This window comes from Gordonia sp. JH63, from assembly GCF_009856645.1.
Classification (GTDB): Bacteria; Actinomycetota; Actinomycetes; order Mycobacteriales; family Mycobacteriaceae; genus Gordonia; species Gordonia hongkongensis.
This window is the reverse complement of the sequence record NZ_CP047235.1, coordinates 304,845-327,307: the sequence shown is the minus strand read 5'-3', so window position 1 is coordinate 327,307 and position 22,463 is coordinate 304,845. Positions and strand designations below refer to the sequence as shown.

At 68.4% G+C, this 22,463-nt stretch carries 18 protein-coding genes; 7 read left to right on the top strand and 11 right to left on the bottom strand.

Going from position 1 to position 22,463, the window contains the following annotated elements:
• Nucleotides 1-18: 18 nt before the first annotated feature.
• The 7 genes from GR168_RS01480 to glf form a co-directional block, all read right to left on the bottom strand.
• Nucleotides 19-1,542, bottom strand: a complete 1,524-nt coding sequence (locus tag GR168_RS01480; protein ID WP_159369822.1) for an alpha/beta hydrolase-fold protein — start codon at nt 1,540-1,542, stop codon at nt 19-21.
• 360 nt (nt 1,543-1,902) lie between these two features.
• Nucleotides 1,903-2,892 (bottom strand): alpha/beta hydrolase family protein, encoded by a 990-nt coding sequence (locus tag GR168_RS01475; protein WP_004021369.1) that lies wholly within the window; start codon nt 2,890-2,892, stop codon nt 1,903-1,905.
• Between the two features lie 382 nt (nt 2,893-3,274).
• The gene (gene zomB / locus GR168_RS01470) at nt 3,275-5,359 is read right to left on the bottom strand and encodes a flagellar motor control protein ZomB (RefSeq protein ID WP_159369821.1); all 2,085 of its coding nucleotides are present in this window, start codon (nt 5,357-5,359) and stop codon (nt 3,275-3,277) included.
• Nucleotides 5,346-6,266 (bottom strand): decaprenyl-phosphate phosphoribosyltransferase, encoded by a 921-nt coding sequence (locus GR168_RS01465; RefSeq protein WP_159369820.1) that lies wholly within the window; start codon nt 6,264-6,266, stop codon nt 5,346-5,348. Before GR168_RS01465 ends, zomB begins: the two co-directional genes overlap by 14 nt.
• On the bottom strand, nt 6,263-6,997 hold the full coding sequence (locus GR168_RS01460; RefSeq protein ID WP_165630746.1) for a phosphatase PAP2 family protein: 735 nt from the start codon (nt 6,995-6,997) through the stop codon (nt 6,263-6,265). Before GR168_RS01460 ends, GR168_RS01465 begins: the two co-directional genes overlap by 4 nt.
• A 34-nt stretch (nt 6,998-7,031) precedes the next feature.
• Nucleotides 7,032-8,972 carry a glycosyltransferase gene (locus GR168_RS01455; RefSeq protein ID WP_159369819.1) on the bottom strand — a complete coding sequence of 647 codons (1,941 nt, stop codon included), beginning with the start codon at nt 8,970-8,972 and terminating at the stop codon, nt 7,032-7,034.
• Nucleotides 8,973-10,181 (bottom strand): UDP-galactopyranose mutase, encoded by a 1,209-nt coding sequence (gene glf / locus GR168_RS01450; RefSeq protein ID WP_159369818.1) that lies wholly within the window; start codon nt 10,179-10,181, stop codon nt 8,973-8,975.
• A 134-nt stretch (nt 10,182-10,315) separates the two neighbouring features.
• Between glf and GR168_RS01445 the strand changes: the two genes are divergently transcribed.
• The 5 genes from GR168_RS01445 to GR168_RS01425 all read left to right on the top strand — a co-directional run bounded on the left by GR168_RS01445 (nt 10,316) and on the right by GR168_RS01425 (nt 14,329).
• A complete protein-coding gene (locus GR168_RS01445; protein ID WP_159369817.1) occupies nt 10,316-11,092 on the top strand; it encodes a glycosyltransferase in 777 nt (258 codons plus the stop codon).
• Nucleotides 11,089-12,039, top strand: a complete 951-nt coding sequence (locus GR168_RS01440; RefSeq protein ID WP_068971465.1) for an acyl-CoA dehydrogenase family protein — start codon at nt 11,089-11,091, stop codon at nt 12,037-12,039. The genes GR168_RS01445 and GR168_RS01440 overlap by 4 nt, the downstream gene beginning before the upstream one ends.
• Entirely contained in the window at nt 12,036-12,818 is a 783-nt protein-coding gene (locus tag GR168_RS01435; protein ID WP_137809879.1) for a PIG-L family deacetylase, read from the top strand. The genes GR168_RS01440 and GR168_RS01435 overlap by 4 nt, the downstream gene beginning before the upstream one ends.
• A 77-nt stretch (nt 12,819-12,895) precedes the next feature.
• Nucleotides 12,896-13,552, top strand: a complete 657-nt coding sequence (locus GR168_RS01430; protein ID WP_137809896.1) for an SAM-dependent methyltransferase — start codon at nt 12,896-12,898, stop codon at nt 13,550-13,552.
• A 93-nt stretch (nt 13,553-13,645) separates the two neighbouring features.
• The gene (locus GR168_RS01425; RefSeq protein WP_159369816.1) at nt 13,646-14,329 is read left to right on the top strand and encodes a GAF and ANTAR domain-containing protein; all 684 of its coding nucleotides are present in this window, start codon (nt 13,646-13,648) and stop codon (nt 14,327-14,329) included.
• A gap of 4 nt (nt 14,330-14,333) precedes the next feature.
• On the opposite strand, the gene GR168_RS01420 is transcribed toward GR168_RS01425, so the two are convergent.
• Entirely contained in the window at nt 14,334-15,917 is a 1,584-nt protein-coding gene (locus GR168_RS01420) for a SpoIID/LytB domain-containing protein (protein ID WP_238994990.1), read from the bottom strand.
• Between the two features lie 463 nt (nt 15,918-16,380).
• On the opposite strand from GR168_RS01420, the gene GR168_RS01415 reads away from it, so the two are divergent.
• Nucleotides 16,381-18,120 carry an N-acetylmuramoyl-L-alanine amidase gene (locus GR168_RS01415; RefSeq protein ID WP_159369815.1) on the top strand — a complete coding sequence of 580 codons (1,740 nt, stop codon included), beginning with the start codon at nt 16,381-16,383 and terminating at the stop codon, nt 18,118-18,120.
• Nucleotides 18,121-18,148: 28 nt separating this feature from the next.
• Here the strand turns inward: GR168_RS01415 and GR168_RS01410 are convergent, their stop codons facing one another.
• Genes GR168_RS01410 through GR168_RS01400 form a run of 3 tightly spaced genes read right to left on the bottom strand, consistent with a single transcriptional unit; the run spans nt 18,149 to nt 20,609 of the window.
• Nucleotides 18,149-18,988: an HAD family hydrolase gene (locus tag GR168_RS01410; protein WP_159369814.1), complete on the bottom strand. Its 840-nt coding sequence runs from the start codon at nt 18,986-18,988 to the stop codon at nt 18,149-18,151.
• Entirely contained in the window at nt 18,988-19,800 is an 813-nt protein-coding gene (locus GR168_RS01405) for a lysophospholipid acyltransferase family protein (protein WP_165629213.1), read from the bottom strand. Before GR168_RS01405 ends, GR168_RS01410 begins: the two co-directional genes overlap by 1 nt.
• 38 nt (nt 19,801-19,838) lie before the next feature.
• The gene (locus GR168_RS01400; RefSeq protein WP_078111884.1) at nt 19,839-20,609 is read right to left on the bottom strand and encodes a lysophospholipid acyltransferase family protein; all 771 of its coding nucleotides are present in this window, start codon (nt 20,607-20,609) and stop codon (nt 19,839-19,841) included.
• Nucleotides 20,610-20,822: 213 nt separating this feature from the next.
• On the opposite strand from GR168_RS01400, the gene GR168_RS01395 reads away from it, so the two are divergent.
• Nucleotides 20,823-22,427 carry a Rieske 2Fe-2S domain-containing protein gene (locus GR168_RS01395; protein ID WP_159369813.1) on the top strand — a complete coding sequence of 535 codons (1,605 nt, stop codon included), beginning with the start codon at nt 20,823-20,825 and terminating at the stop codon, nt 22,425-22,427.
• The last annotated feature ends 36 nt before the right edge of the window (nt 22,428-22,463 follow it).

Here is a 22,463-nt window from a genome sequence, read left to right as displayed (position 1 = left end):
GTCCCCTCCGTCTGACCGTCACTTCAGGACCTTGGTGCCGTCCTTCGCCGTCCAGGTGATCCGGCCGTGCTCGAAGTGGTTGACGCGGCCCTTGCCGTCGCGGGTCGGGAGTTCGTCGGTCGTCGGCTTGCCGAGACGTCCGCTCGGTCCACCGGCGGCGACGTAGGCGCCACCGATCGCGCCGGTGACGATCTTCGGACCCTTCGGGCCGGTGAACATGCGTCCGCCGGCGAAGTCCTGTGCCTTGCCACCGGCAACCGGGTACGACGGGGTGAGGCAGCCCCCGAGCGTCGCCTTGTTGGCGTCCCAGACCTTGCGGAAGGCGCCGTCGACGCGGCATGCGACCGCGTCGCGCGACAGTCCGAGTGCCGCGGCGGCCTGCGGCCACGCCTGCATCATCTCGAACTCCCAGTACGGCCAGGTGTGGGTGCCCGACGGCCGATAGTTCGCCTGGCCCGGAATCCCCCTGCGGTTCAACTGGATCGCGAACTGTTGCGAGGTCACGCGGCTCAGCATCTCGAGTCCGACGCCGGAATAGTTGGTCGCGAGCATCGGGATGTCCGACGGCTTGTCGTGCGGCCCGACCATGCCGTTGCCCGACGAGACGTACAGGCTCGTGCCCTGCAGTTTGTCGACCATCAGATAGGGGTCGTGCTCTTTCCACGCCGGATCGGAGGGCGGGCCGAACATCTTCATCGAGTCGTAGCCGCCACCGTCGCGCACCGCGAACTGGATGGCCTGCGGCATGCCGAACGAACTCAGCTGCAGGATCCCCGAGAACGACGCCGCGAACTTATAGAAGCCGGGATTGCGCGCGGCCAGCATCATGGCCGCGGAGCCACCCATCGACAGGCCCTCGATGCCGCGGACGTCCGTGGAGCGCCAATCGTTCTCCAGAATGGGCGGCAGTTCCCGCATGAGGAACGTCTCCCACTTGTAGTTCTTGCCGCGGTCAGGTTCCTTCCAGTCGGTGTAGAAGCTCGACTCACCACCTATCGGCAGGATGACGTTGACGTTCTTGTCCTTGTAGAAGTCGACGATCTTGGTGTTGATGATCCAGCCGCTCTGATCGTCCTGCGCGCGCAGGCCGTCGAGCATCGTCAGCTGCGGGAACTTCTCCTTCGGCTTCGCGTGCCAGTCACGGGCCAGCAGGATCTGCACCTGGATGTTGGTGTTCATCGCCGGCGAGTAGACCCACAGGGCCACGCGCCGGTCGGTGTACCAGTAGGTGTTCGTCACCCTCGCCGGCTGGGCGGCCGGCACCGACGCCGGAGCGACCGGGGCGCGCGAGCTCGGTGGCGCGGGCGCCGGAGCGCTCGGCGACGCCGGCGGCGCGGGCGGGGCCGCGGGGGCAGGCGGGGCCGGAGCGGGCTCGGCGCCGGCGAGACCGTTGCCGATGACGAGCACCGCGGCGGTCGCCAGCGCGACCACGGCGGCCGTCACCGGGCGAAGAGTCGCCCGACGACCGGCCGGGCGCGCGTCACCCTGTCCTGCGTCAGCCGGTCGCGCGTCGACCCTGCCTGTACCACTGTTTCGCCGCATCACTCTCCAGAACTCCTTCGCCCCTGTACGCCGGCGCCCGCAGCGTCGTGACCGATTCCCCGTCAGTCACACGTGCCTCATGAGTATCAAACGCCTCAGGAGTTTCTTACACGCCGCAGCGAGGCCTGTCCGCACGCCACGCTGTGACACGTGGGATTTGTGTGACAGTTGATATCTGTGGGGTCGGACGCCCGCTGGAAACCACCCTCCATACAGGGGCGGCGGACTGTAGGGCGTTGGAGCCCCTCTGGAGGGTGGTTTTCAGCGTGGACCTCAGAGCAGGGCGCGCCCACGCACGACGACGCCCCGCCCGGAAACCCGGGCGGGGCGTCGTGTGGCCGGCGGACCGGCGATGTCAGATCAGCGGAAGAACCCGCGGTTCTTGGCGTTCCAGATCATGTCCTGCCAGTAGCCCCAGGCGTGGGTGCCGTTGGCGTAGTAGGTCATCAGCGGGACGCCCTGGACGAAGGCCGCGGCCTCGAAGGCCTTGGACTGTGTGAAGGCGAGCAGCTCGAGGGTCGAACCCTTGAACAGGTCGTCGAACACGTTGGGCAGTGCGTTGTAGCGGCCGAACAGACCGTTACCGGAACCGACGAACACCTTCATGCCGCGCATCAGGCCGATGTTCCAGAAGGGATCGTTCTGGAACCAGCGGATGCTCCACGGCGGGCCCCACATCGCGTCGATGTTCCACGGCTTCGGGTCGACGTCGAGCATCGCCAGGCGCAGCGCGGTACGCATGCCGGGAGCGCTCAGGAAGTTGTAGCCCGAAAGCGAGCCGGCGCGGTCGAAGTGCTGACGGTTCTGGGCACCGAGGACCAGTGCGGCGTTACCACCCATGGACAGGCCCATGATGGCGTAGCGCTTCGACGGTCCGACGCGGAAGCCGCGGGCGTCGAGCGCGCTGATCAGGGTCCGACTGATGACGCAGTTCCACCGGTACCGGTAGGGCTGCCGGTTGAAGTTGCTGGGTGCGTCCCAGTCCGTGTAGAAGCTCGCGGGTCCACCGATGGGCTCGACGACGTTGACGCCGGACTTCACCATCTCCTGGACGTTGGTGTTGATCTCCCAGCCGCTGTAGTCGTACTGGGCGCGCATGCCGTCGAGGAGGATGACGGTCTTGTAGTTGCCGGGCTTCTTCCAGGCGCGGACCTTGACGTTCGGCATCCCGCAGCCGTTGACCCAGAACTCCTGCTTGCCGACCTGCGTTCCGCCGATCCGGGCGTTGGCCTGGCCGGCGACGACACCGGTCAGTCCCACAACTGTCAGGATGGCGACGAAAGCGGCGATCAACCGGTTGCTCATCCGGTTGCGCGCAGGCCTCGGCGCCTCGGTGGCAGCTTCACGCATGTACAGAATCTCCCTCTTCAGCCGATCGGCCGGAACTCATGGTCCCCGGTGGCCTACCGGTCATTGTGCGTCACACATTTTTCGTCCCCCGGCTCATTGCGCGGCGCGACGTCGTTCACGAGTCGTTCTCGCATGCGATTCACCGTCGGCGAGCCTATTCGATGCCCCCGAACGTGACAAACCATGTGATCGCGATCACAACCCCCGTCACTTCGGCGTCCCAGCAGTTCAGAACGCCTCAGTCACGACCTTTCTATCGGCCGCGCCCACGGGGACGTTACCGATCCGAGATGTTCGACGGCAACTCCACAGGTTCGACCCCGCGTTTTCTCGGGATTCTCTTGGTGTCGTGTGGTTGGGTGCCGCGCCCGGGCGCGCGTCACTAGCGTGGGTTCACCGGCGGTGGCATCTCCAGGCCGCAGCGCTGGATCTCGTACTCCGGCTCACGCTGGATGCGGTAGCTGTTGAAGGTGAACGCCTGACGCAGGTTGTGCTTGAAGCGGTCGAAGGACCACGGTGCCTCGAACGAGGCGAACCGGTCCTTGGTCTCCGGGCACTGCAGCGCCACCTGGGCCTGACGGACCAGGTCCTCGTCGAGATAACCGGGCAGCACGGGGCGGCGCGGGTATGCCCCGGCCTCGGCGACGACCCACTCGCTCGGCAGGATCTTGTCGTGGCCGATACGGCCGTCCTCGAGACGCTCGGTGTGCGCGGCGAGCGGGTACGCCAGACCCATCTGGTCGATGACGCGCACATCCAGCGGGGCGTTCATGCTCGTCATGCCGAGGTTGAGGAAGTAGACGGTCACCTGCCGCTCGGCACCCTTCGGCATCACGGCGGGAAGTTGCGCCACGTACCACTCGTCGTAGTTGAACGACGGCAGGATGACGCCGCCGTCCTCGCGGTACTCGTCGATCTTCTCGACCATCGCGCTCATGCGCGGGTAGTCGAGGTAATCCTCGGCGGTCACGGGATTCTCGTTGCCCATGTTGGTGACGTAGAAGCGGCGCTCGTCGACGATGCCGCTGCGGCCGATGTCGATGCCCGCGTTCGGCAGCACGTTGGCGTGGGTGGAGACCGCCCACACCACGACGGTGATCCACATGGCGCTCATGGCCACCGCGCCGACCAGTTGGGCCCGCGCGCGCCGGCGGTCGGCGGGGCTGAATTCGGGCGCCGGAGCCGCGTCGTCCACCGGGTCGGAGATCACGGACTCGGAGTCCGTCGACGGCCGGCGACGGAACGCCGCACCGACGTGGGCGGGAATCGTCACCGGCACGACCATCAAGGGCAACAGGGTGATGAAGACCGGAACGAGCAGCACCCGGCCGTGCATGAAGTCGCCGCCCTGACGCATCCAGTAGACGATCAGCACGATGCCGGCGAGGACCACGACGGACACGACCGCGGTCGAGGACTGCAGCCGGCGCGACCATCCGGCGAGGCGCGACGACCGGGTGTCCGTCGTCGAGTCGGCCGTTGCGTCAACCGAATCCGCGGTCGCGTCGGCACCCGTGACGTCGGCCCTCTTCGACCGCATGCGGCCGCCGACGACCAGCAGGACCCCGGCCACCGCCGCCAGGACGACCGGCAGCACGAGCACGTACGGGCCGAAGAGATTGGTCAGATAGGCGAAGCCCTGGTCCCACTTGGCACCGCTGGCGTCCTTCGCGACCGCGGGATTGGGAACCAGCAGGGCGTAGTAGCCCATGCGGAAGATCTGGTAGCCGACCGGCAGGGTCCCCGCAACCACGACGACGCCCAGACGCATCTTCCAGCCGAGTGGCGCGAAGAACACCAGCAGCAGCACGAGGCCGCCGAGGATCGCCAGTTCGGGCCGGATCAGCGGCGCCAGACCGGCGGTGAAGGCGAGTACGAGCGTGGCCGCCGCGCTCCCGCGGTTCGTGCGCGCGCCGCGCTGCGCCCAGGCGACGAGCTGGCACCACAGGACGGCCGCCCAGAAGATGCAGAGTCCGTTCTCGAGCCCGCTCGTGGCGAAGTCGCGCGCGGGCGGAATGGCGATGTAGATGACCGCGCCGAACGGCAGCAGCAGGGTCCAGCCGTCGCCGGTGAGCCCGCCGATGCGTGTCCCGAACAGTCGCGCGCTGCCGTACATCGCGATCGGGATCGCGGCGACCGAGCAGACCAGCGCCACCCAGAGCGCGACGTACTCGAGTTGACCGTCGGTGAGCCACGCCCAGAACCACAGCAGGTAGGTCCAGGCGGTCGAGGTGTTCGCCTCCACCCGCTCACCGGCGTTGAAGACCGGACCGTTGCCGGCGAAGAGGTTGCGCAGCGTCCGCAGGACGATGAGTCCGTCGTCGGCGATCCACCGGCGCTGCCACGCACCGATCGCGAAGAACGTCGTGACGACGGCGGCCCCGACGACGAAACTGACGGCCGCGACCTTGGTGCGGCCGGTCGTCAGCGCCCGGAATCCGGTTGGCGACTCATCAATTGACTGCATAGACCGCGACACCCACACACACCAGCCACGCCACGGCGAGCAGCTGCAGGACACGATCGCCGAGCGCGATCTCCTCGGGCTCGCCCGCGGCACCCCCGTCGACGTCGACGGCGTAACGGAGGATCGCCACGGTGAACGGCACCATCGAGATGGCGTACGCGACGTTGGTGTCGTGGTCGGAGCCCTTGTCGAAGGCCCACAAGCCGTAGAAGATCACGACCGCAGTCGCCGACAGGGTCCACACGAAGCGCAGGTAGGTGGTCGTGTAGTACTCGAGGGCCTTACGGATCTTGGCGCCCGTGCGTTCGGCGAGCTGGAGTTCGGCGTAGCGCTTACCCGCCGCCATGAAGAGCGACCCGAAGGCCATCACGAGCAGGAACCACTGCGACAGCACGATCTCGGCGGCGACACCACCGGCGATGGCGCGCAGCAGGAAGCCCGACGACACGATGCAGATGTCGATGACGGCCTGGTTCTTCAGGCCGAAGCAGTAGCCGAGCTGGATCACCAGGTAGATGGCGATGACGACGGCCGTCTGCCAGTTGGCGAGGAACGCGATGCCGATCGAGCCGACGAGGAGGACGGCGGCGAGGACATAGGCCAGGGTCACCGGGACGACGCCGGCCGCGATCGGCCGGAACCGCTTGGTCGGGTGGTTGCGGTCGGACTCGACGTCCATCGCGTCGTTGACCAGGTAGATGCTCGACGCGGCGAGGCAGAAGGCGACGAAGGCGATACCGGCGGAGCCCAGCACCGAGACGTCGGTGATGTTGCCCGCGGCGAGCGGAGCGGCGAGCACCAGGACGTTCTTGACCCACTGCCGCGGCCGGACGGCCTTGATCAGCCCGGACGTCAGGTTCTTCGGCGGTCCGAGAACCTTCCCGTGCTCGATCGGCTCCTCGCTCATGCACTCTCCCTGTGTCGTGTCACCCGCGCGATGACGGGGGACGCGGCAAGACGCAGCGTCCCGCCGGGGACCGCGGCCGTCAGGCCGAGCCGGGCCAGGACGCGCGCCGCGCGGCGGGCACGTCCGGACTCCTGGTCATTCCGGGTGGGTTCGAGCAGCACCTTATCGCCCACGATGACCGCCGCTGCGCTCGCGGCACCGATCGCGGCACCCGCGGTGACGTCGGTCGGGTAGTGCACGCCCAGCACCAGTCGGGACAGCAGCATCGGCGGGACCAGCACAGCGGGCAGCACCTTCGGGTCCCAGCCGGCGGCGCGGCCGATGAGGATCGCGGCCGCGGTGGTCGAGGTGGCGTGTGAGGACGGGAAACTCAGTTTGCTCGGCGTCGACACCCCGATGGCGATCGCCGGGTGTGCGGGCCGCGGGCGGCGCACGATCCGCTTGATGATCACCGACGCGGCGTGCGCGCCGAAGGCGCCCACTCCCGCCTCGAGCCAGAGCTGTTGCGCCCGTACGTCACCGCGGCGGCGGGCCAGGGCCCAACCGGTCCCCGAGATCGCGAGCCAGCCCAGCGCGTGCTCGCCCACGTGCGACAGTCCGCGCGCGGCCGGGCGGACGCCCGGGCGGGCGCCGAGCCCGGCCTGGATGGCGACCAGCGCCTTCTCCTCGCCGTTCAGGGGACGCGGGGTGTCGTCGGCCGGGACCTTCCCCGTCTCCGCACGGTCCTCCAGGACCGTGTCGCCCCCGCTGCCGATCACCGGACCATCAGATTCCGAAGACACCCGCCCAGCTCTCCTTCGACGTCAGGTCGCGGTGTGCGGACCTGTACTGCTGCTTCATCTCCGGGAACTTGTCCTGCAATTCCTTCACGAGGGCGAAATGTTCCCGGGCGAGCTCGATCATCTTCTCGCGGTCGCGCTGCCGGTAGACGACGCCGCGGCCGTCGGCGGTGGTGACCGTGACACCGTCGACCCGTCCGAGGGAGAACCATCGCGCCTCGATCGGAGGGAAGTTGGCCTGCGGCACCTCGTGATGCCGGGGATCGGCCGGGCGGACATTGTTCACCACCGCGGCGGTCAGCGCCTTGATCTTGCTGATCGGGTTCAGCGGTATCGAGGTCCCGAGATGCGTTGCCTCGCCCGAGGTCCGCGGCAGCTCGGTCGCCGAGGGGAGGACGACCGCGTCCGGATACTGCTTGCGCATCTGCGCGACCTTCGGCAGCGCGGTGGGCAGCAGACTGCGGATGTGATCGGGTCCGGCGAGGAAGTCCCGGATCGCCTCGTTCTGGATCGCGACCGTCGAATACTCCAGGCAGAGGAGGTGTTTCGCGGTCGCCTTGGTCATCGACCGGACGATCCCCTTGATGGGACCGTCGTGGTGGATCGAAGCGACGACGAGCCGGTTGCGCAGGTGGAAGTACGCCTGCCAGTCGATCGCGTCGTCCTTGTCGCTCCAGGCCATGTGCCAGATCGCGATACCCGGCACGGTGGCGGTGGGGTAACCGGCCTTCGACGCGCGGAGTGCGAACTCCCAGTCGTCCCACTTGATGAACAGGGGCATCGGGAGGCCGATCTGCTCCGCACATTCGCGCGGGATCATGCACATCCACCAACCGTTGCCCTCGACGTCGATCCGCCGGTGCAGGTTCTTCGAGTTCTCGCGGTCGCGCAGTGGGTGTTTGGAGAAGTTGTGGTCGTACTCGACGAACGGCGCCGCGGTCCACATGAAGGTGTCGCGCCGGATGACCTCACCCATGCAGTGGAGGTGACTGCGGTCCTGCAGGTTCAGCATCTGACCGCCGACGAGCATGGGCGCCTTCGCGAATCGCGACATGGCCAGCGCCCGCAGGATCGAGTCGGGTTCGATCGCGATGTCGTCGTCCATGTAGAGGACGTAGGGCGAGTCGGTGAGCCGCAGCGCCTCGTACATGATGCGCGCGTATCCGCCGGAGCCGCCGAGGTTGCCCTGGTCGAAGATGTGCAGCCGGTCGCCGAGAGCGGCTGCGGCCTCGGTGTAACCGGGTTCGTCGATGACCTTCTTGGTGCCCTGGTCGGGCATCATCACCGCGTCGATCACCTCGTCGACCATCGGGTCGGAGGTCAACGCGGCCAACGCGTTCACCGCGTCGATGGGTCGGTTGAAGGTCGGGATGCCCACCGTGACGCGCTTGGTCTCCGCGTCCGGGGTCGGCGCCTCGATGGGCGCGTACCAACCGGCGGAGACGATCTCGGTGTCGGTGTCGGTGGTGACGTCGAACCAGATCCAGCCGCCGTCTTCGAAGGGGCCGAGGTCCAGCTCGAATTCGACTACGCCGCGGCCGGTTTCGTCGGTGTCCACGAGGTCACCGCCGATGCCGATACGCGACCCGTCGATCTTGGAGCGGTACAGGTCGACGCGGCAGGTGCCGATCACCTCGACGCGGAGCACCACGGAGTCGAGGATGCTCCAGCGGCGCCAGTAGGCCGCGGCGAAGGCGTTGAAGTAGGTCTCGAAGCTCACCTCGGACTCGGCACCGAGGAGCACCGAGGTCCGGCTGGGGGCGTGCGCCCGGCGGTTGTTGCTCTCGGACTCCACGACGTACAGCGACCGGACGTCGAGGGGTTCGCCTGCGCGCGGGAAGATCACCCGCTGCAGAAGCGATTTCGCCTTCGACGGCCCCACTCCGGCGTCGGGGATGTCGGATTGGTTCACGGGAGTCACCGTCATCTATTCGGCTCCTGCGGGGTCGGCCACCAGCGGCGCACCATCACGCAGATGCGGTGCCAGGGTGTTGTCGAACATGGTGAGCGCACTCGCGATCGCCATGTGCATGTCGAGGTACTGATAGGTGCCCAGGCGACCGCCGAACAACACTCCGGCACTTGCGGTCTCGGTGCGGGCGAGGTCACGGTAGGTGGTCAGCATCGCCCGGTCCTCGGGTGTGTTGATCGGGTAGTACGGCTCGTCGTCGTTCTCGGCGAACCGGCTGAACTCCCGCATGATGACCGTCTTGTCGTCGGGGTAGGAGTTCCGCTCGGGATGGAAATGCCGGAACTCGTGGATCCGGGTGAACGGGACGTCGGCGTCGTTGTAGTTCATCACCGGTGTGCCCTGGAAGTCGCCGGTGTCGAGCACCTCGGTCTCGAAATCGAGTGTGCGCCAGCCGAGTCGGCCGGCCGAGTACTCGAAGTAACGGTCCACGGGGCCGGTGTAGACGATCGGGGCGTCGGGACTGTCCGCGCGCAATTGCTCACGGACGTCGAACCAGTCGGTGGACAGGCGCACCTCGATGCGGTCGTCGGCCGCCATGTTCTCGAGCCACGCGGTGTAACCGTCGACCGGTAGACCCTCGTAGGTGTCGTTGAAGTAGCGGTTGTCGAAGGTGTAGCGGACCGGAAGCCGGGTGATGTTGCCCGCGGGCAGTTCTTTGGGATCGGTCTGCCACTGCTTGGCGGTGTAGTGCTTGATGAACGCCTCGTACAACGGGCGGCCGATCAGGCTGATCGCCTTCTCCTCGAGGTTGCGCGCCTCGGCGGTCTCGATCTCGCTGGCCTGCTCGGCGATCAGCTTCCGCGCCTCGTCGGGACTGAAGTAGCGGCCGAAGAACTGGCTGACCAGCCCGAGACCCATCGGGAACTGGTAGGCCTGCCCGTTGTGCAGCGCGAACACCCGGTGCTGATAGCCGGTGAAGTCGGTGAACTGGTTGACGTACTCCCACACCCGCTCGTTGGACGTGTGGAACAGGTGTGCCCCGTACTTGTGGATCTCGATGCCGGTCGTCGGCTCGGCTTCGGAGTACGCGTTGCCACCGAGGTGGTCGCGCCGGTCGAGCACGAGGACCCGTTTGCCCAGCTGCGTCGCGGCCCGCTCGGCGACGGTGAGGCCGAAGAATCCGGAGCCGACGACGATCAGGTCATAGCTGCTACTGGTTGCCACGGGTCCTCAGGGTAACGGACCCTCCCTGAGTAATCTCCGAGCCACGTGGCCTGGCACGGAAGCCGGGTATTGTTTCGAACGTCGGCCTGTAGCCCCCGGGCCCCATCCTCTCCTGTGACCAGTTCGGGGTTTGAGTGACGCCGCTGTTCGTACGATCGCCCGACGACCGGGTGTCCTCGCAGGCTCCGGGGCTCCCCAAGGAACACCAGGCAACGGCTCCGGTCGAGCGCATCGTCGTCGTGGTGCCCGTCCACAACGAGGCCGAGCGTCTGCCCGCGTGCCTCGAAGCCCTGCAGGCCGCGGCCACGGCGGTGCCGATCCCCGTGGAGGTGATCGTGGTGCTCGACGCCTGCGACGACGACTCCGCGACGCTGGTCACGGACGAGGTGTCGACCGTGGTGGTCGATGTCCGCTGTGTCGGCGCGGCGCGCGGAGCCGGTTTCGCGTCCGTGGTTGCGTCGTCGTCGGAACCGGACACCACGTGGTTCGCGACGACCGATGCCGATTCGACGGTTCCGCGCGACTGGTTCGCCGAGCATGTCGCCGCCGCGGACGCGGGGGCGGACGCGTACGTGGGCACGGTCACCCCGGACGGTTTCGACGAGTGGCCGGCGGGAACGGGCGAGATGTACCTGCGGGAGTACGACCCGTCCCCCGGGCACGGCCACGTCCACGGCGCCAATCTCGGCGTCCGCGCCTCGACCTACGCCGACGTCGGCGGGTTCCGTGAGCTCGACACCGACGAGGACGTTGATCTCGTCGACCGCCTGCATGCCGCGGACGCGGTCATCGAACGGGGTGCGCACGCGCCGGTCCGCACCTCGACGCGACGCGACGGGCGCGCACGGCACGGCTTCGCGGGCTACCTGCGGCAACTGTCCGGGGCCCGGCCCGACGAGGTCGCCGGGTGACGCCCGCACGGGCACGCGCGATCGTCGGCGACCCGTCCTTCGCGCTCCCCCGCCCGGGCGGCGGACGCACCCTCGACCGGTTCGCCGCCCTCGTCCGGGCCTGCTCCGACGACATCAGCACGGGTCGCCTCGTCGAGGCGCACGCCGACGCCGACGCCATCCTCGCCGAAATCTGCGACGGCGGGACCGCCCCGGGCGAGTTCTGGGGTGTGTGGGCGGCCCAGACCCGCGGGACCGGCGTCGACGCCCGACGCGGCGCACACGGCTGGGAACTGAGCGGGACCAAGGAGTGGTGCTCGGGCGCGTCGTCGTGCACCCACGCGCTGGTCACCGCGCGCACCGACACCGGCAACCGGTTGTTCGGCGTCGACCTCGGCCACCCGGGGGTGTCCGCGGACAGCTCCGGGTGGGCCAACGCGGGCATGCGGGACTCCGACACCGGGACCGTCACGTTCGACGCCGTGCCCGCCGACGCGATCGGCGAACCGGGCGCATACCTCGACCGGCCGGGATTCTGGCACGGCGGGATCGGGGTCGCGGCATGCTGGTTCGGCGGGGCCCGCAAGGTCGCGGCGCCGCTCTACCGCGCGGCCGCCCGTTCCGACGACCCGCTGCTGCTGATGCACGCCGGCGCGGTCGACGCCCATCTCGCGTCCGGTTGGGCGCATCTGCAGGCCGCGGCACGCGAGATCGACACCGACCCGGGCGCGCCGTCGAAACGACTCGCCTTCGCCGTGCGCTGGTCGGTCGAACAGGTCGCGACCGCGGTGATCGACCGGGTGGGACGCGCGCTCGGTCCCGGCCCGCTGTCCGCCGACGCCGGTCACGCGCAAGCCGTCGCCGATCTCACCGTCTACATCCGGCAGTCCCACGCCGATCGAGACCTCGCAGTACTCGGCGCACTGACCGACGGCGTCCCACCCGGACCGGGATCGGCGGGTCCATGACCGCCGACGGCTCCCCCTCGACGCACCGCTTCGGCGCCACCCCCACCTCGGCGGAGGGAACTCCGGAATCGGAATGGCAGCGGTGGTTCGCCGCGCGGGATCCGTGGCCCGAAATCGAGCCGGGCGTCCGGCGGCTCGTGGTCCTGGCCGCTCATCCCGACGACGAGGTACTCGGGGTCGGCGGGCTGATGGCGGCTGCCCACCGACGTGGCATCGAGGTCGTCGCGCTCTGCCTGTCCGACGGCTCGGCGTCGCACCCTGGTTCGCCCACGCTCTCGCCCGCCGAGCTGGCGATTCGGCGACGCGCCGAAGTGGACTCCGCGACATCGGTTCTGGGCATCGAACCGACGCGATGGTGCGGGCTCGGCGACGGCACGCTCGCCGACCACGAGGACGAGATCGAGACCATCGTCGAGCACACCCTCGCCGAGCAGCCGGAGACCCCGACGGCCCTGCTGGCGGTGTGGGCGCACGACGGTCATCCCGACCACGAGGCCGTCGGACGGGGTGCCCGACGCGTCGGCGACCGATGTGGTGTCCCCGTCTGGATGTATCCGATCTGGATGTGGCACTGGGCGACACCCGACGATCCCGACATCCCGTGGGAGCGGATGCGGACCTTCGTCCTCGACGACGATCTCGAGGCCGCCAAGCGAGAGGCCGTGCAGGCCTTCGACACCCAGATCCGCCCGCTGTCACCCGCCCCCGAAGACGCGACCGTCCTCGGACCGCACATCCTCGACCGCCTCCTCCGCGATCGGGAGTTCGTCTTCGTGTGAACCACGACGCTCACGACATGGGCATCGACGACGGCCCGGGACGGCACTCGACACCGACGATCATCAGGACGGACGACATGGCCGACGACCACACCGCCGGGAGCCGAGAAGGGCTCGCCGACAACTACTTCCACGACATGTACCGAGACAGCGACGACCCCTGGGGCTTCACGTCGCGGTGGTACGAGCAACGAAAGTACGCCCTCAGCCTGGCGGCCTTGAGCTCTCCCCGGTACGGGTCGGTGTTCGAGCCCGGCTGCTCGGTCGGCGTGCTCAGCGCGCAGTTGGCCACGCGCGCCGATCATCTGCTCTGCATGGACGTCAGTCCGCGCGCGGTGGAGCTCGCACGCGAGCGACTCGACGGCCACGACTCCGTCGAGGTGCGCGTCGGCGACATCGTCTCCGCCTGGCCGTCCGGCCGGTTCGACCTGATCGTCCTCAGTGAGGTCCTCTATTACCTCGGCGACGCGGATCTCGACGAACTGATCGCGCGGTTGCCGGAATCTCTGACCCCGACGGGCGAGGTGCTCGCGGTGCACTGGCGGTGGCGGGTCGAGGAGTACCCGCGAACCGGTGACGAGGTGCACGCGGCCCTGCGGTCGTCGGCGTTGCACCCGTCAGCGTCGTACTCGGACACGGACTTCTGCGTCGACGTGATGACTTCGTCACCCATCGGGTCGGTCGCGCAACGAGAAGGACTCGTCACCGTCGCGGACACGCACGGTACGGCATAATGATCTCTTTGAACACCCGGGGGAGTTCGAAGCCTGCGCTTTGCTGTCGGTCCAGTCGAGGCGCTCTGGACAACGTCTCACGAGGAGGCAGGAGTGACCGACTTGGCGGACTTCGGGGCTCAGATGACGCGCATCGCCGGCGAGATGCGCCGCGAGAGCGACGACACCGAAGCAGCGCTGCGTTCGATGACCAAATTCGCGGTCGACGCCATTCCGGGAGCCGAGTACGCGACCGTGACCCTCGTCGCGAACGGCACCATCGAGACGCCGGTGATGGTCGGCGACCTCGGCGGCCAGTCCGACACTCTGCAGCGAGAACTGGGCGAGGGCCCGTGCATCCGGGCCGCGGTCTCCGATCTCACCGTCTGGATCGACGACATGCGGACCGAGACGCGCTGGCCGAACTTCGCGGCTGCGGCAGCCGATCTCGGTATCCGGTCGATGGCCTGCTTCTACCTCTACATCGACGGCGATGACTCGGCCGCGCTGAATCTCCACAGCACCGAGCCGGCCGCGTTCACCGCCGAGGCTCGTCAACTCGGCGAGCTGTTCGCCGCGCACGCCGCCACCGCCTTCGGGGCCATCCAGGAGAAGCAGCAGCTGCGCGCCGCGCTCGGCTCGCGGGACATCATCGGCCAGGCGAAGGGCATGATCATGGAGCGCTACAAGCTCGACGCGGGCGAGGCGTTCGCACTGCTCGCGCGCCTGTCACAGGACACCAACACCAAGCTCGTCGATGTCGCCGTCCAGATCGTGGAGGCCGGGCCGGAGCCCTGACCGATCAGCGGAACGCGTCGCGTTTCGGGAATCCCAGCGCGGGGATGCCGCCGCGATCCTGGTAGCGCTCGAGCCCCTTGCCGACGAGGACCCGCGGTCCGGTGCCCGGGGTGAAGAACATCATCCCCTTCTCGAAGAGCTGGGTGACGCCCGCGGCGTCGGGGGTCAGGGTCGGCACACCGAGCGCCTGGCCCAGCGGTCCGGTGATCCCGCCCAGGTCAGAGAAACGTCCGTTCATCGCCGACGTCGCCATGTCGAGGAACTTCGACGATCCCGGCAGGATCTGTTCGGCGAGCTGGTTGAGGCTGCCGAAATCGATACCCCCGCCGCCGGGCGACGCCGGGCCGGTGGGCGGTTTGACGATCCGCGGCGGCGAGGGCTGACCCTGGACCGCGAACCACGACGACTTCAGCTGCAGCTTGGTTCGAGCTTCCTCGCCACTCACCTCCGCGGTCCCGCCGGAGCCGACCGCGCGCACCTTGATCGCGCGTCCGTGTTCGGCGCCCAGGCCGTTGGCCTCGATCACCTCGAAGCTCCGCAGCGCACCGACTCCGAACGCCGATCCGATGCTGCCCGCGCTGACGGTGGCGGTCCAGTTGTGGTTGGGCGAGACCGTGTCGCCCTCGTCGACGACGGCCGGGAAACGTCCGCCGGCCGTGTAGCCGCCGGTCGACGCGGAGAACTCGGTGAAGGCCGGTTGACCGTTCTGCAACAGGATCTGGCCGGCGGTGGCGTCGGCGGCCGCGTTGGTCCGGCGGTCCTCGCCCGAGACACCGCCGTAGACCTGCGAATTCTGGGTGTCGTCGATCTTCTTGCCACCCGCGATCGCCGCAAGTGCGTAGGTGCGGGCCGCCACGGCCTGCGCCTGCAGCGCCGCCGCGCCGCCGGAGTCGCCCCAGGCGGGCAGGCTCTCGCGCGGGATGACGCCCTTGACGTAGTCGTCGATGTGGATGCGGTTCACCACGCGCCCGCCTTCGAGGCCCATGGCCCCGCGGTAGGCCTTGTTCGATCCGCAGAACTTGAGGAATTCACCGGCCGGGCGGTTGGGCGCCATGCTGAGGGGTTCGACGAAGGTGGCCGGCACCGACCGCACCACACCGCCGCCGCACCCGCTGCGGATGGTGGCCGTGCCCCCGGACAGGCTGACCGCCTGCCCGGGAGCCACCGTCTGACCACCGACTCGCATGCCGGCGTCCGCGTGCACATTCACCGAGCCCTGACCCGTGAGGGCCACCAGGATCTCGGGCCTGTCCACCTTCCCCGCGGTGGTGCCACCGTAGTAGTGGCGCAGGATCTGCTGTGCCGTCCAGCCCTTGCGGGCGTAGCCGTACGCTCCCCATTGCCCCATTCCGCGGCCGTGGCCATGACCGTGCCCGATCAGCGTCACCGTCGACCCGACCGAGAGCTCGACCTGATCGGCCGATTCCGATGAGCTCGCGACAGCGAGTCCACCGGCCAGCAGTGCGGGCGCCAGCCCCGCCGCGGCCCAGGTCAACGCGCGGTTGCGGGCCCGTCCGGGCCGCGCACCGCTCGCCGTCCATCGCGGCAGAAGCCGTGTAGGTCGGGCTTTGGTCACTGCAGAACACATCCTTCGGTCGCGACGACATCAGCCGCGGGCGGCGGTCTTCTGCACCGCCCGTAACGCGTGTGACTGATGTGACGATTGGGACTTAAGTGACCCTAGTGAACTCAGATGCCGATCTCCAACCCGAGGGGATCACAACCGGATCACGAGTTGTCCGGGCCGCCGTGACCCTGGCGCGGGGGTCAGGTCCCCGGATTCGTGGCCACCCCATCGTCCGGCGTCAGCACACCAGCCACATCCGTCACACAGATAACAAGAACATCACGAGTTACCGATGCGCGGCGTGTGTCGCCGCCGTCGTCGATGCCTGACGGCGACGATGGCCGCCGTACCGAGCACGGTCGACGACTTCGAAGTCCTGGTGGCTTCGACGCCGTCGGCTGCGCTGATGTCGACGGCTGACCGGACCCGACCACACCCCCGGAGCACCAGCGCCGCGGTCCGACCAACCTGCGAGGAGACCTGAGTGCGTTACCCCAGACCGAAACCTTCGATCGCGCTCGCCGCGATCGCCGCCGCGGTCGTCGCGAGCCCGTTCGTGGTGATCGCGAGCCAGTCCGAACCACAGTTGGTGGACAACAAGCAGACGGTCTCCAACACCGAGATCGAGCAGGTCCCGTTACGGGAACTGCCCGCCGCCATCGTCGACGTGGCGACGTCCGGCCTCGCCGCGGCGGGGGTCGAACTGCCGCCGATCGATCCGCACGCGTTCCCGCTGCCGGATCTGACGGTCCCGCTGCCGAAGGGTCTCGTCCCGGGGACCGGTGGATCGTCGAGCACCGATCCCTCTGCCCCGTCGGGATCACCGTCGAGGGAGTCGTCGTCATCGGCAGAACCGTCGCCGTCGGAATCCCCCCCGACAGCATCGTCACCGTCGGAAACCGGCTCGGAGACAACCGAACCCTCCGCCACCCCGACGACCGAGGCGCCCAGCAGTAGCGAGCGGGCAGCGCCGTCGACGACGCGGGAACAACCGACGCCTCGAGGTGACCGGGCACCGGGGACCCCGACACGATCGAACCCGAGCAGCACGACCCCGGCGAGACCCACGATGGCCGACGGCCGCGAGGTCGGGGCGGCGGTCACGCACATCGTGCGCGAGGCGCCGATCAAGATGGTGGCGTTCACCTGGGAGCGCCCCGTGGACGTCGATCTCAAATTGCGTGCGAAGAACCCCGACGGCAAGTGGGGACCGTGGACGGTCCTCGAGCAGATCTCCCGCGGACAGGCGCCCAGCGCGAAGAACCCGGTCGGTACCGAACCGGTCTGGGTGGGCGACGCACGTGAGGTGCAGGTCGCCGCGAGCAAGGACGGCCTCGCGATCCCGGCGGCGGAAACCCAGGGCGGCGATCTCGCCCAGCTGGCCGTCGGCACCGCGAGCACGGTGGTGACGGAGTTGGCCACGGTTGCCCTCAATGCGCTGAAGGCGACGCTCATCAGCCCCGAGAGCCTGCTCGGCCTGGGTTCGTCGTTGCTGTCGCCGCTGACCGGCGGACCGCAGGTCGTGGCCCGCCAGGCATGGGGCGCCGACGAGTCCATTCGCTGTTCGCAGCCGGTGTACTCGCCGCAGATGCGCGGTGCGATCGTGCACCACACGGCCGGCAGCAACGACTACACCCCGCAGCAGTCCGCGGAGATCGTCCGGGGCATCTACGCCTATCACGCACGCAGCCTGAACTGGTGCGACATCGGGTACAACGTGCTCATCGACAAGTACGGCCAGATCTTCGAGGGCGCGTTCGGCGGACTCGACCGCAATGTCGAGGGCACGCACACCGGCGGGTTCAACAAGGAGACCCTCGGGGTGTCGATGATCGGCAACCTCGAGGAGGTGCCGCCGACCGCGGCGATGGTGTCGGCGACCGGCAAGTTCCTGCGCTGGCGCCTCGGCAAGGCCGGACTCAACCCGGCGGGCACGGCGACGCTGACCTCAGAGGGGTTCGCGGGCACCAAGTTCGCGGCGGGCACGCAGTCGAACCTGCCGGTCATCTCCGGGCACCGCGACTACAACAGCACCAGCTGTCCGGGAGTCCACGGCTACGCGGCGCTCACCGCGATCCGGGCGCTCGCCGGCGGCGCCCCGCCGGCACCCGAACCGACGCCGCCCGCCGATCCCGCAGCCCCGGCACCTCCGCCGGCCGCACCCGGTGCCCCGGCGCCGCCGGTCGAACCGGGTGCTCCCGCCCCGGTACCGCCGGCGGCCTGAGCCGGGCCCCGCGATTCGCGGGGACGGATCAGGTTCCGGCGAACCAGCGCTCGAGCACCTTCGCGACGCCGTCGTCGTTGTTGCCCACGGTGACTTCATCGGCGGCGTCGAGGGCGGTCGGATGACCGTGTCCCATCGCGACCCCGTGGCCCGCCCAGGTGAGCATCTCGGCGTCGTTGGGCATGTCGCCGAACGCGATCACCGCATCGACGGGGAGCCCGGTGAGCTCGGCGAGTCGGGCGAGTCCCGACGCCTTGTGTGTGCCCGGTACGGACAGCTCGATGAGTCCGTTGTCGGTGGAGAAGGTCACCTGGGCGAGGTCGCCGACCATCGGCTCCAGACGACGAGCCATCTCGTCGGAGGCCATACCCGGCTTGCGGACGAGGAGTTTCACGGCCGGATCACCGAACACCTCGTCGTCACCGACCTCGACGTGGTCGGGGTTGAGCCATGCGTGTTCGTAGCCGGCGCTCGCGACGAACGGCGCGGTCGCGGCGTCGTGTGCGGAACGGCCCGCCCGCTCGGCCGCGATGCCGCATCCCGGGATCTGCTGGTAGGCGATCTCGCCGAGTTTGACCAGGGCGTCGGGTTCGAGATTGGCCGACCACAGCACGCGGTCGTGCTCGGCGTCGTAGATGATGGCGCCGTTGGCGCACACCGCATACCGGACGTACGCGTCGGTGCCGGCGAACTGGTCGGTGATCTCGGCGATCCAGCGCGGGGGTCGACCGGTGGCCAGCACGAATTCCGTACCGGCGGCGCGGGCGGCGGCGAGCACGGCCAGCGTGCGCGGGGAGACCCGGTTCTCGTCGTCGATGAGGGTTCCGTCCACGTCGCTGGCGATGAGTGTGGGTGGACCGAATGTCATCAGCGTCTGCTTTCTCTCGACCGTGATCTCTCGGCGGCTCGTCTCGCCCGCGCCTCGGCTTTGCGGAGCGCCTCGTCGGCTTCGATCAGCGCGGCTTCCTGAGGTGTCGGTGCCGAACCGCCCAGTCGCGACGGAACCCAGAACTCACCTGGCGGGTGCGGACCGTAGGCGTCCTGGACCTCGAGGAGCATCGAGTTCATGGTGTCGCGGAGCCTCAGGGTCTCACGCTCGGGGGACTCGCCCGGAGCTGGGGTGAACGGCAGACCGAACCGGACATGCACCGGCAGCCGGCTCCGGCCGATGTTCCGCAGTCCGCCCTTCGTCCACTGGCGGTGGGCACCCCACACGATCGCCGGGATGATGGGCACCCCGGTCTCGGCGGCCATCCGGGCCGCACCGCTCTTGAACTCCTTGAGCTCGAAGCTGCGGCTGATCGTCGCCTCCGGATAGACCGCGACGATGTGGCCGTCCCGCAGCCGACCGAGCGCGGCTCGATACGCCTCGGCGCCGCGCGACCGGTCCACCGGGACGGTCTTGGTGTGGTTGACCAGGAACCGCATGATCCCGATGTCCATGACCTCGGACTTGATGAGAAAACGGGTCCGGCGTCCGGCCCGCTGCACCCCGAGCGCGAGCGGCAGGAAGTCGACGTAGCCGGTGTGGTTGACGCACAGCACGGCGCCGCCGGAGTCGGGGATGTTCTCGATGCCGGTGAAGTGCAGGTCGAGAGCCTGCGCCCGGACGATCCCGTTGGCGATGAGCTCCAAGGTGCGATACACCGGCTCGCGGTGTCCGTGCCTGGCTGCGCTCATGGGTCCAGGTTAACGCCGCCTCACCGGCCGGCAGTCGATCAGACGACCCCGGGGTCGTCCTTCCGCGGCTCGCGTTTGGCGGCACGTTCGGCCTGCTCCTGGGCGTCCATCCGGTTGGCCTCCTCGAGTGTCGGCGCCGAACCGCCGAGCCGGGCGGGGACCCAGAACTCACCCTTCGGGTGTTCGCCGTAGGCATCCTGCAGTTCGAGGAGTTTCGCACTCATGACCTCGTGCAGCTTGGCCGTGAGGGCGTCGGCGCTGCCCGTGGCCTCGAGGGGCTCGCAGACGCCGATGGAGATCTTGTACCCGGTGCGCCCCAGCTGTTTGGGGTGCCCCTTGGTCCACACGCGCTGCGCACCCCAGATCACCGTGGGGACGATCGGCGCGCCGGATTCGATCGCCATGCGGGCGGCACCGGACTTGAAGGCCTTCAGCTCGAAGCTCCGGCTGATCGTCGCCTCGGGGTAGACCCCGACGAGCTCGCCGCGCTTGAGGTACTCGACCGCGTTGCGGTAGCTGTCCGCACCTTGCGCGCGGTCGACGGGAATGTGCTTGAGCGAACGCATGATCGGCCCGGAGATCTTGTTGTCGAAGACCTCCTTCTTCGCCATGAAGCGGACCTTGCGACGGCCCTGCAGGTAGGCCGGGATACCCGCGTAGGTGAAGTCCAGGTAGCCGGTGTGGTTGATCGCGACGACGCCGGCGCCGTCGGCCGGTACGTGTTCCACACCCGACACCTTGAACTTCAGACCTTCGGCCAGCCACAACAGGCGGGCGGCGGTGATCACGGTGTCGTACACGGGTTCCATGCGAGAGAGCTTAGCCACTGTCCCCGGAGCTCTCGCCGCCGTCGGCAGCCTGGTCCCGTGACCGGCCGTTCATCGCGACGGGACCCGTGAGACTCCTCACGGTGAGCATCCCGCGGGACTCATGGCCCACGCACCAGCCCGGCACGGCTCGATACCCTGGACGTCTGTAGTGCCCTGCCGCGCAGCCCCGCGCACACCATGAAAGGCCCCTTCGTGCAGATCACCAGCATCGGTCATGCCGGTTTCCACATCCAGACCACCGCCGGATCGATCCTCTGCGACCCCTGGGTCAACCCGACGTACTTCGCCTCCTGGGTGCCCTTCCCGGACAACTCCGGACTCGACTGGAAGGCGCTCGGCGACTGCGATTACCTCTACGTCTCGCATCTGCACCGCGATCACTTCGACGAGCGGAACCTGCGCGAGAACGTGAACAAGGACGCCACCGTCCTGCTCCCCGACTACCCGGTGCCGGACCTGCGCCGCGAACTCGAGAAGCTCGGATTCTCCAAGTTCGTGGAAACCACCGACTCGGTCAAGACGACGGTGACGAACGACAAGGGTTCGTTGGACGTCATGATCATCGCGTTGCGGGCGCCCGCCGACGGCCCGATCGGCGACAGTGGACTCATCGTCTCCGACGGCGAGACGGTGTGCTTCAACATGAACGACGCCCGGCCGATCGACCTGGACGTCGTCGACGATGCGTTCGGGCACGTCGACGTCCATCTGCTGCAGTACTCCGGCGCGATCTGGTACCCGATGGTCTACGACATCCCGCGGAAGTCCAAGGCCAACTTCGCCTCTCAGAAACGTCAGCGCGGAATGGACCGTGCGCGTTCCTATATCGAGCAGGTCGGGGCGACGTGGGTGGTGCCGTCGGCCGGACCGCCGATGTTCCTCGACGAGGACCTGTTCTACCTCAACGACTTCGGGTCCGGCGAGACCGCGGACACCACGTCGATCTTCCCGGACCAGGAGACCTTCCTGGAGCAGATGCGCATCCACGGCACCGACGACGGCGAGAAGCACCGCGGCCTGATGATGGTGTCGGGTTCGGTCGCCGACTTCTCGGGACCGACGCTGAACGAGGTGACCCATCCCTACGCGCCCGCCGATGTCTTCGGCGAGAACAAGCGGGCCTACCTCGAGCGGATGAAGGAGAAGTTCGCACCGGTCATCGCCGCGGAGAAGGCCACGTGGGCAACGGCCGAGGGCGAGCCGCTGATCGGCGCGCTCCGCGAGTTGTTCGAGCCGATCATGGCGCAGTCGGATCTGATCTGCGACGGCATCGGCTACCCCGTCGGACTGGTGATGACCCCCGGCGGCGGCCCGGCCAACGACGCCACCGAGACCGTCGTGATCGACTTCCCGAACCGCATCGTGCGCGAGCCCAAGGAAGGAGAGGGCAAGTACCGCTACGGTTTCCGGATCGCCACCGAGCTGGTCCGGACCGTCCTGCGCGACAACGAGCCCGACTGGGTCAACACCATCTTCCTGTCGACGCGGTTCACCACCTGGCGCATCGGCGGTTACAACGAGTTCCTCTACACCTTCTTCAAGTGCCTGACCGACGAACGGATCGCCTACGCCGACGGCTGGTTCGCCGAAGCACACGACGACTCGGCGTCGATCACCAAGGACGGCTGGGAGATCCAGCGGCGCTGCCCGCACCTCAAGGCCGATCTCGGCAAGTTCGGGGTCATCGACGGCGAGAAGCTGACCTGCAATCTGCACGGATGGCAGTGGGATCTGCCCACGGGACGCTGTCTGACGTCGAAGGGGCATGAACTCCGCGCGTCGAAGCTCGACTCGTAGCCGGATCGCGGAGTGCGGGATTCGTACCGGATTTCG

Excerpts from the sequence above, each read along its gene's own strand:
- GR168_RS01480 (WP_159369822.1), bottom strand. The coding sequence starts at position 1,542 with ATGCGGCGAAACAGTGGTACAGGCAGGGTCGACGCGCGACCGGCTGAC.
- GR168_RS01475 (WP_004021369.1), bottom strand. The coding sequence starts at position 2,892 with ATGCGTGAAGCTGCCACCGAGGCGCCGAGGCCTGCGCGCAACCGGATG.
- zomB (WP_159369821.1), bottom strand. The coding sequence starts at position 5,359 with ATGCAGTCAATTGATGAGTCGCCAACCGGATTCCGGGCGCTGACGACC.
- GR168_RS01465 (WP_159369820.1), bottom strand. The coding sequence starts at position 6,266 with ATGAGCGAGGAGCCGATCGAGCACGGGAAGGTTCTCGGACCGCCGAAG.
- GR168_RS01455 (WP_159369819.1), bottom strand. The coding sequence starts at position 8,972 with ATGACGGTGACTCCCGTGAACCAATCCGACATCCCCGACGCCGGAGTG.
- GR168_RS01435 (WP_137809879.1), top strand. The coding sequence starts at position 12,036 with ATGACCGCCGACGGCTCCCCCTCGACGCACCGCTTCGGCGCCACCCCC.
- GR168_RS01430 (WP_137809896.1), top strand. The coding sequence starts at position 12,896 with ATGGCCGACGACCACACCGCCGGGAGCCGAGAAGGGCTCGCCGACAAC.
- GR168_RS01420 (WP_238994990.1), bottom strand. The coding sequence starts at position 15,917 with ATGTGTTCTGCAGTGACCAAAGCCCGACCTACACGGCTTCTGCCGCGA.
- GR168_RS01410 (WP_159369814.1), bottom strand. The coding sequence starts at position 18,988 with ATGACATTCGGTCCACCCACACTCATCGCCAGCGACGTGGACGGAACC.
- GR168_RS01405 (WP_165629213.1), bottom strand. The coding sequence starts at position 19,800 with ATGAGCGCAGCCAGGCACGGACACCGCGAGCCGGTGTATCGCACCTTG.
- GR168_RS01400 (WP_078111884.1), bottom strand. The coding sequence starts at position 20,609 with ATGGAACCCGTGTACGACACCGTGATCACCGCCGCCCGCCTGTTGTGG.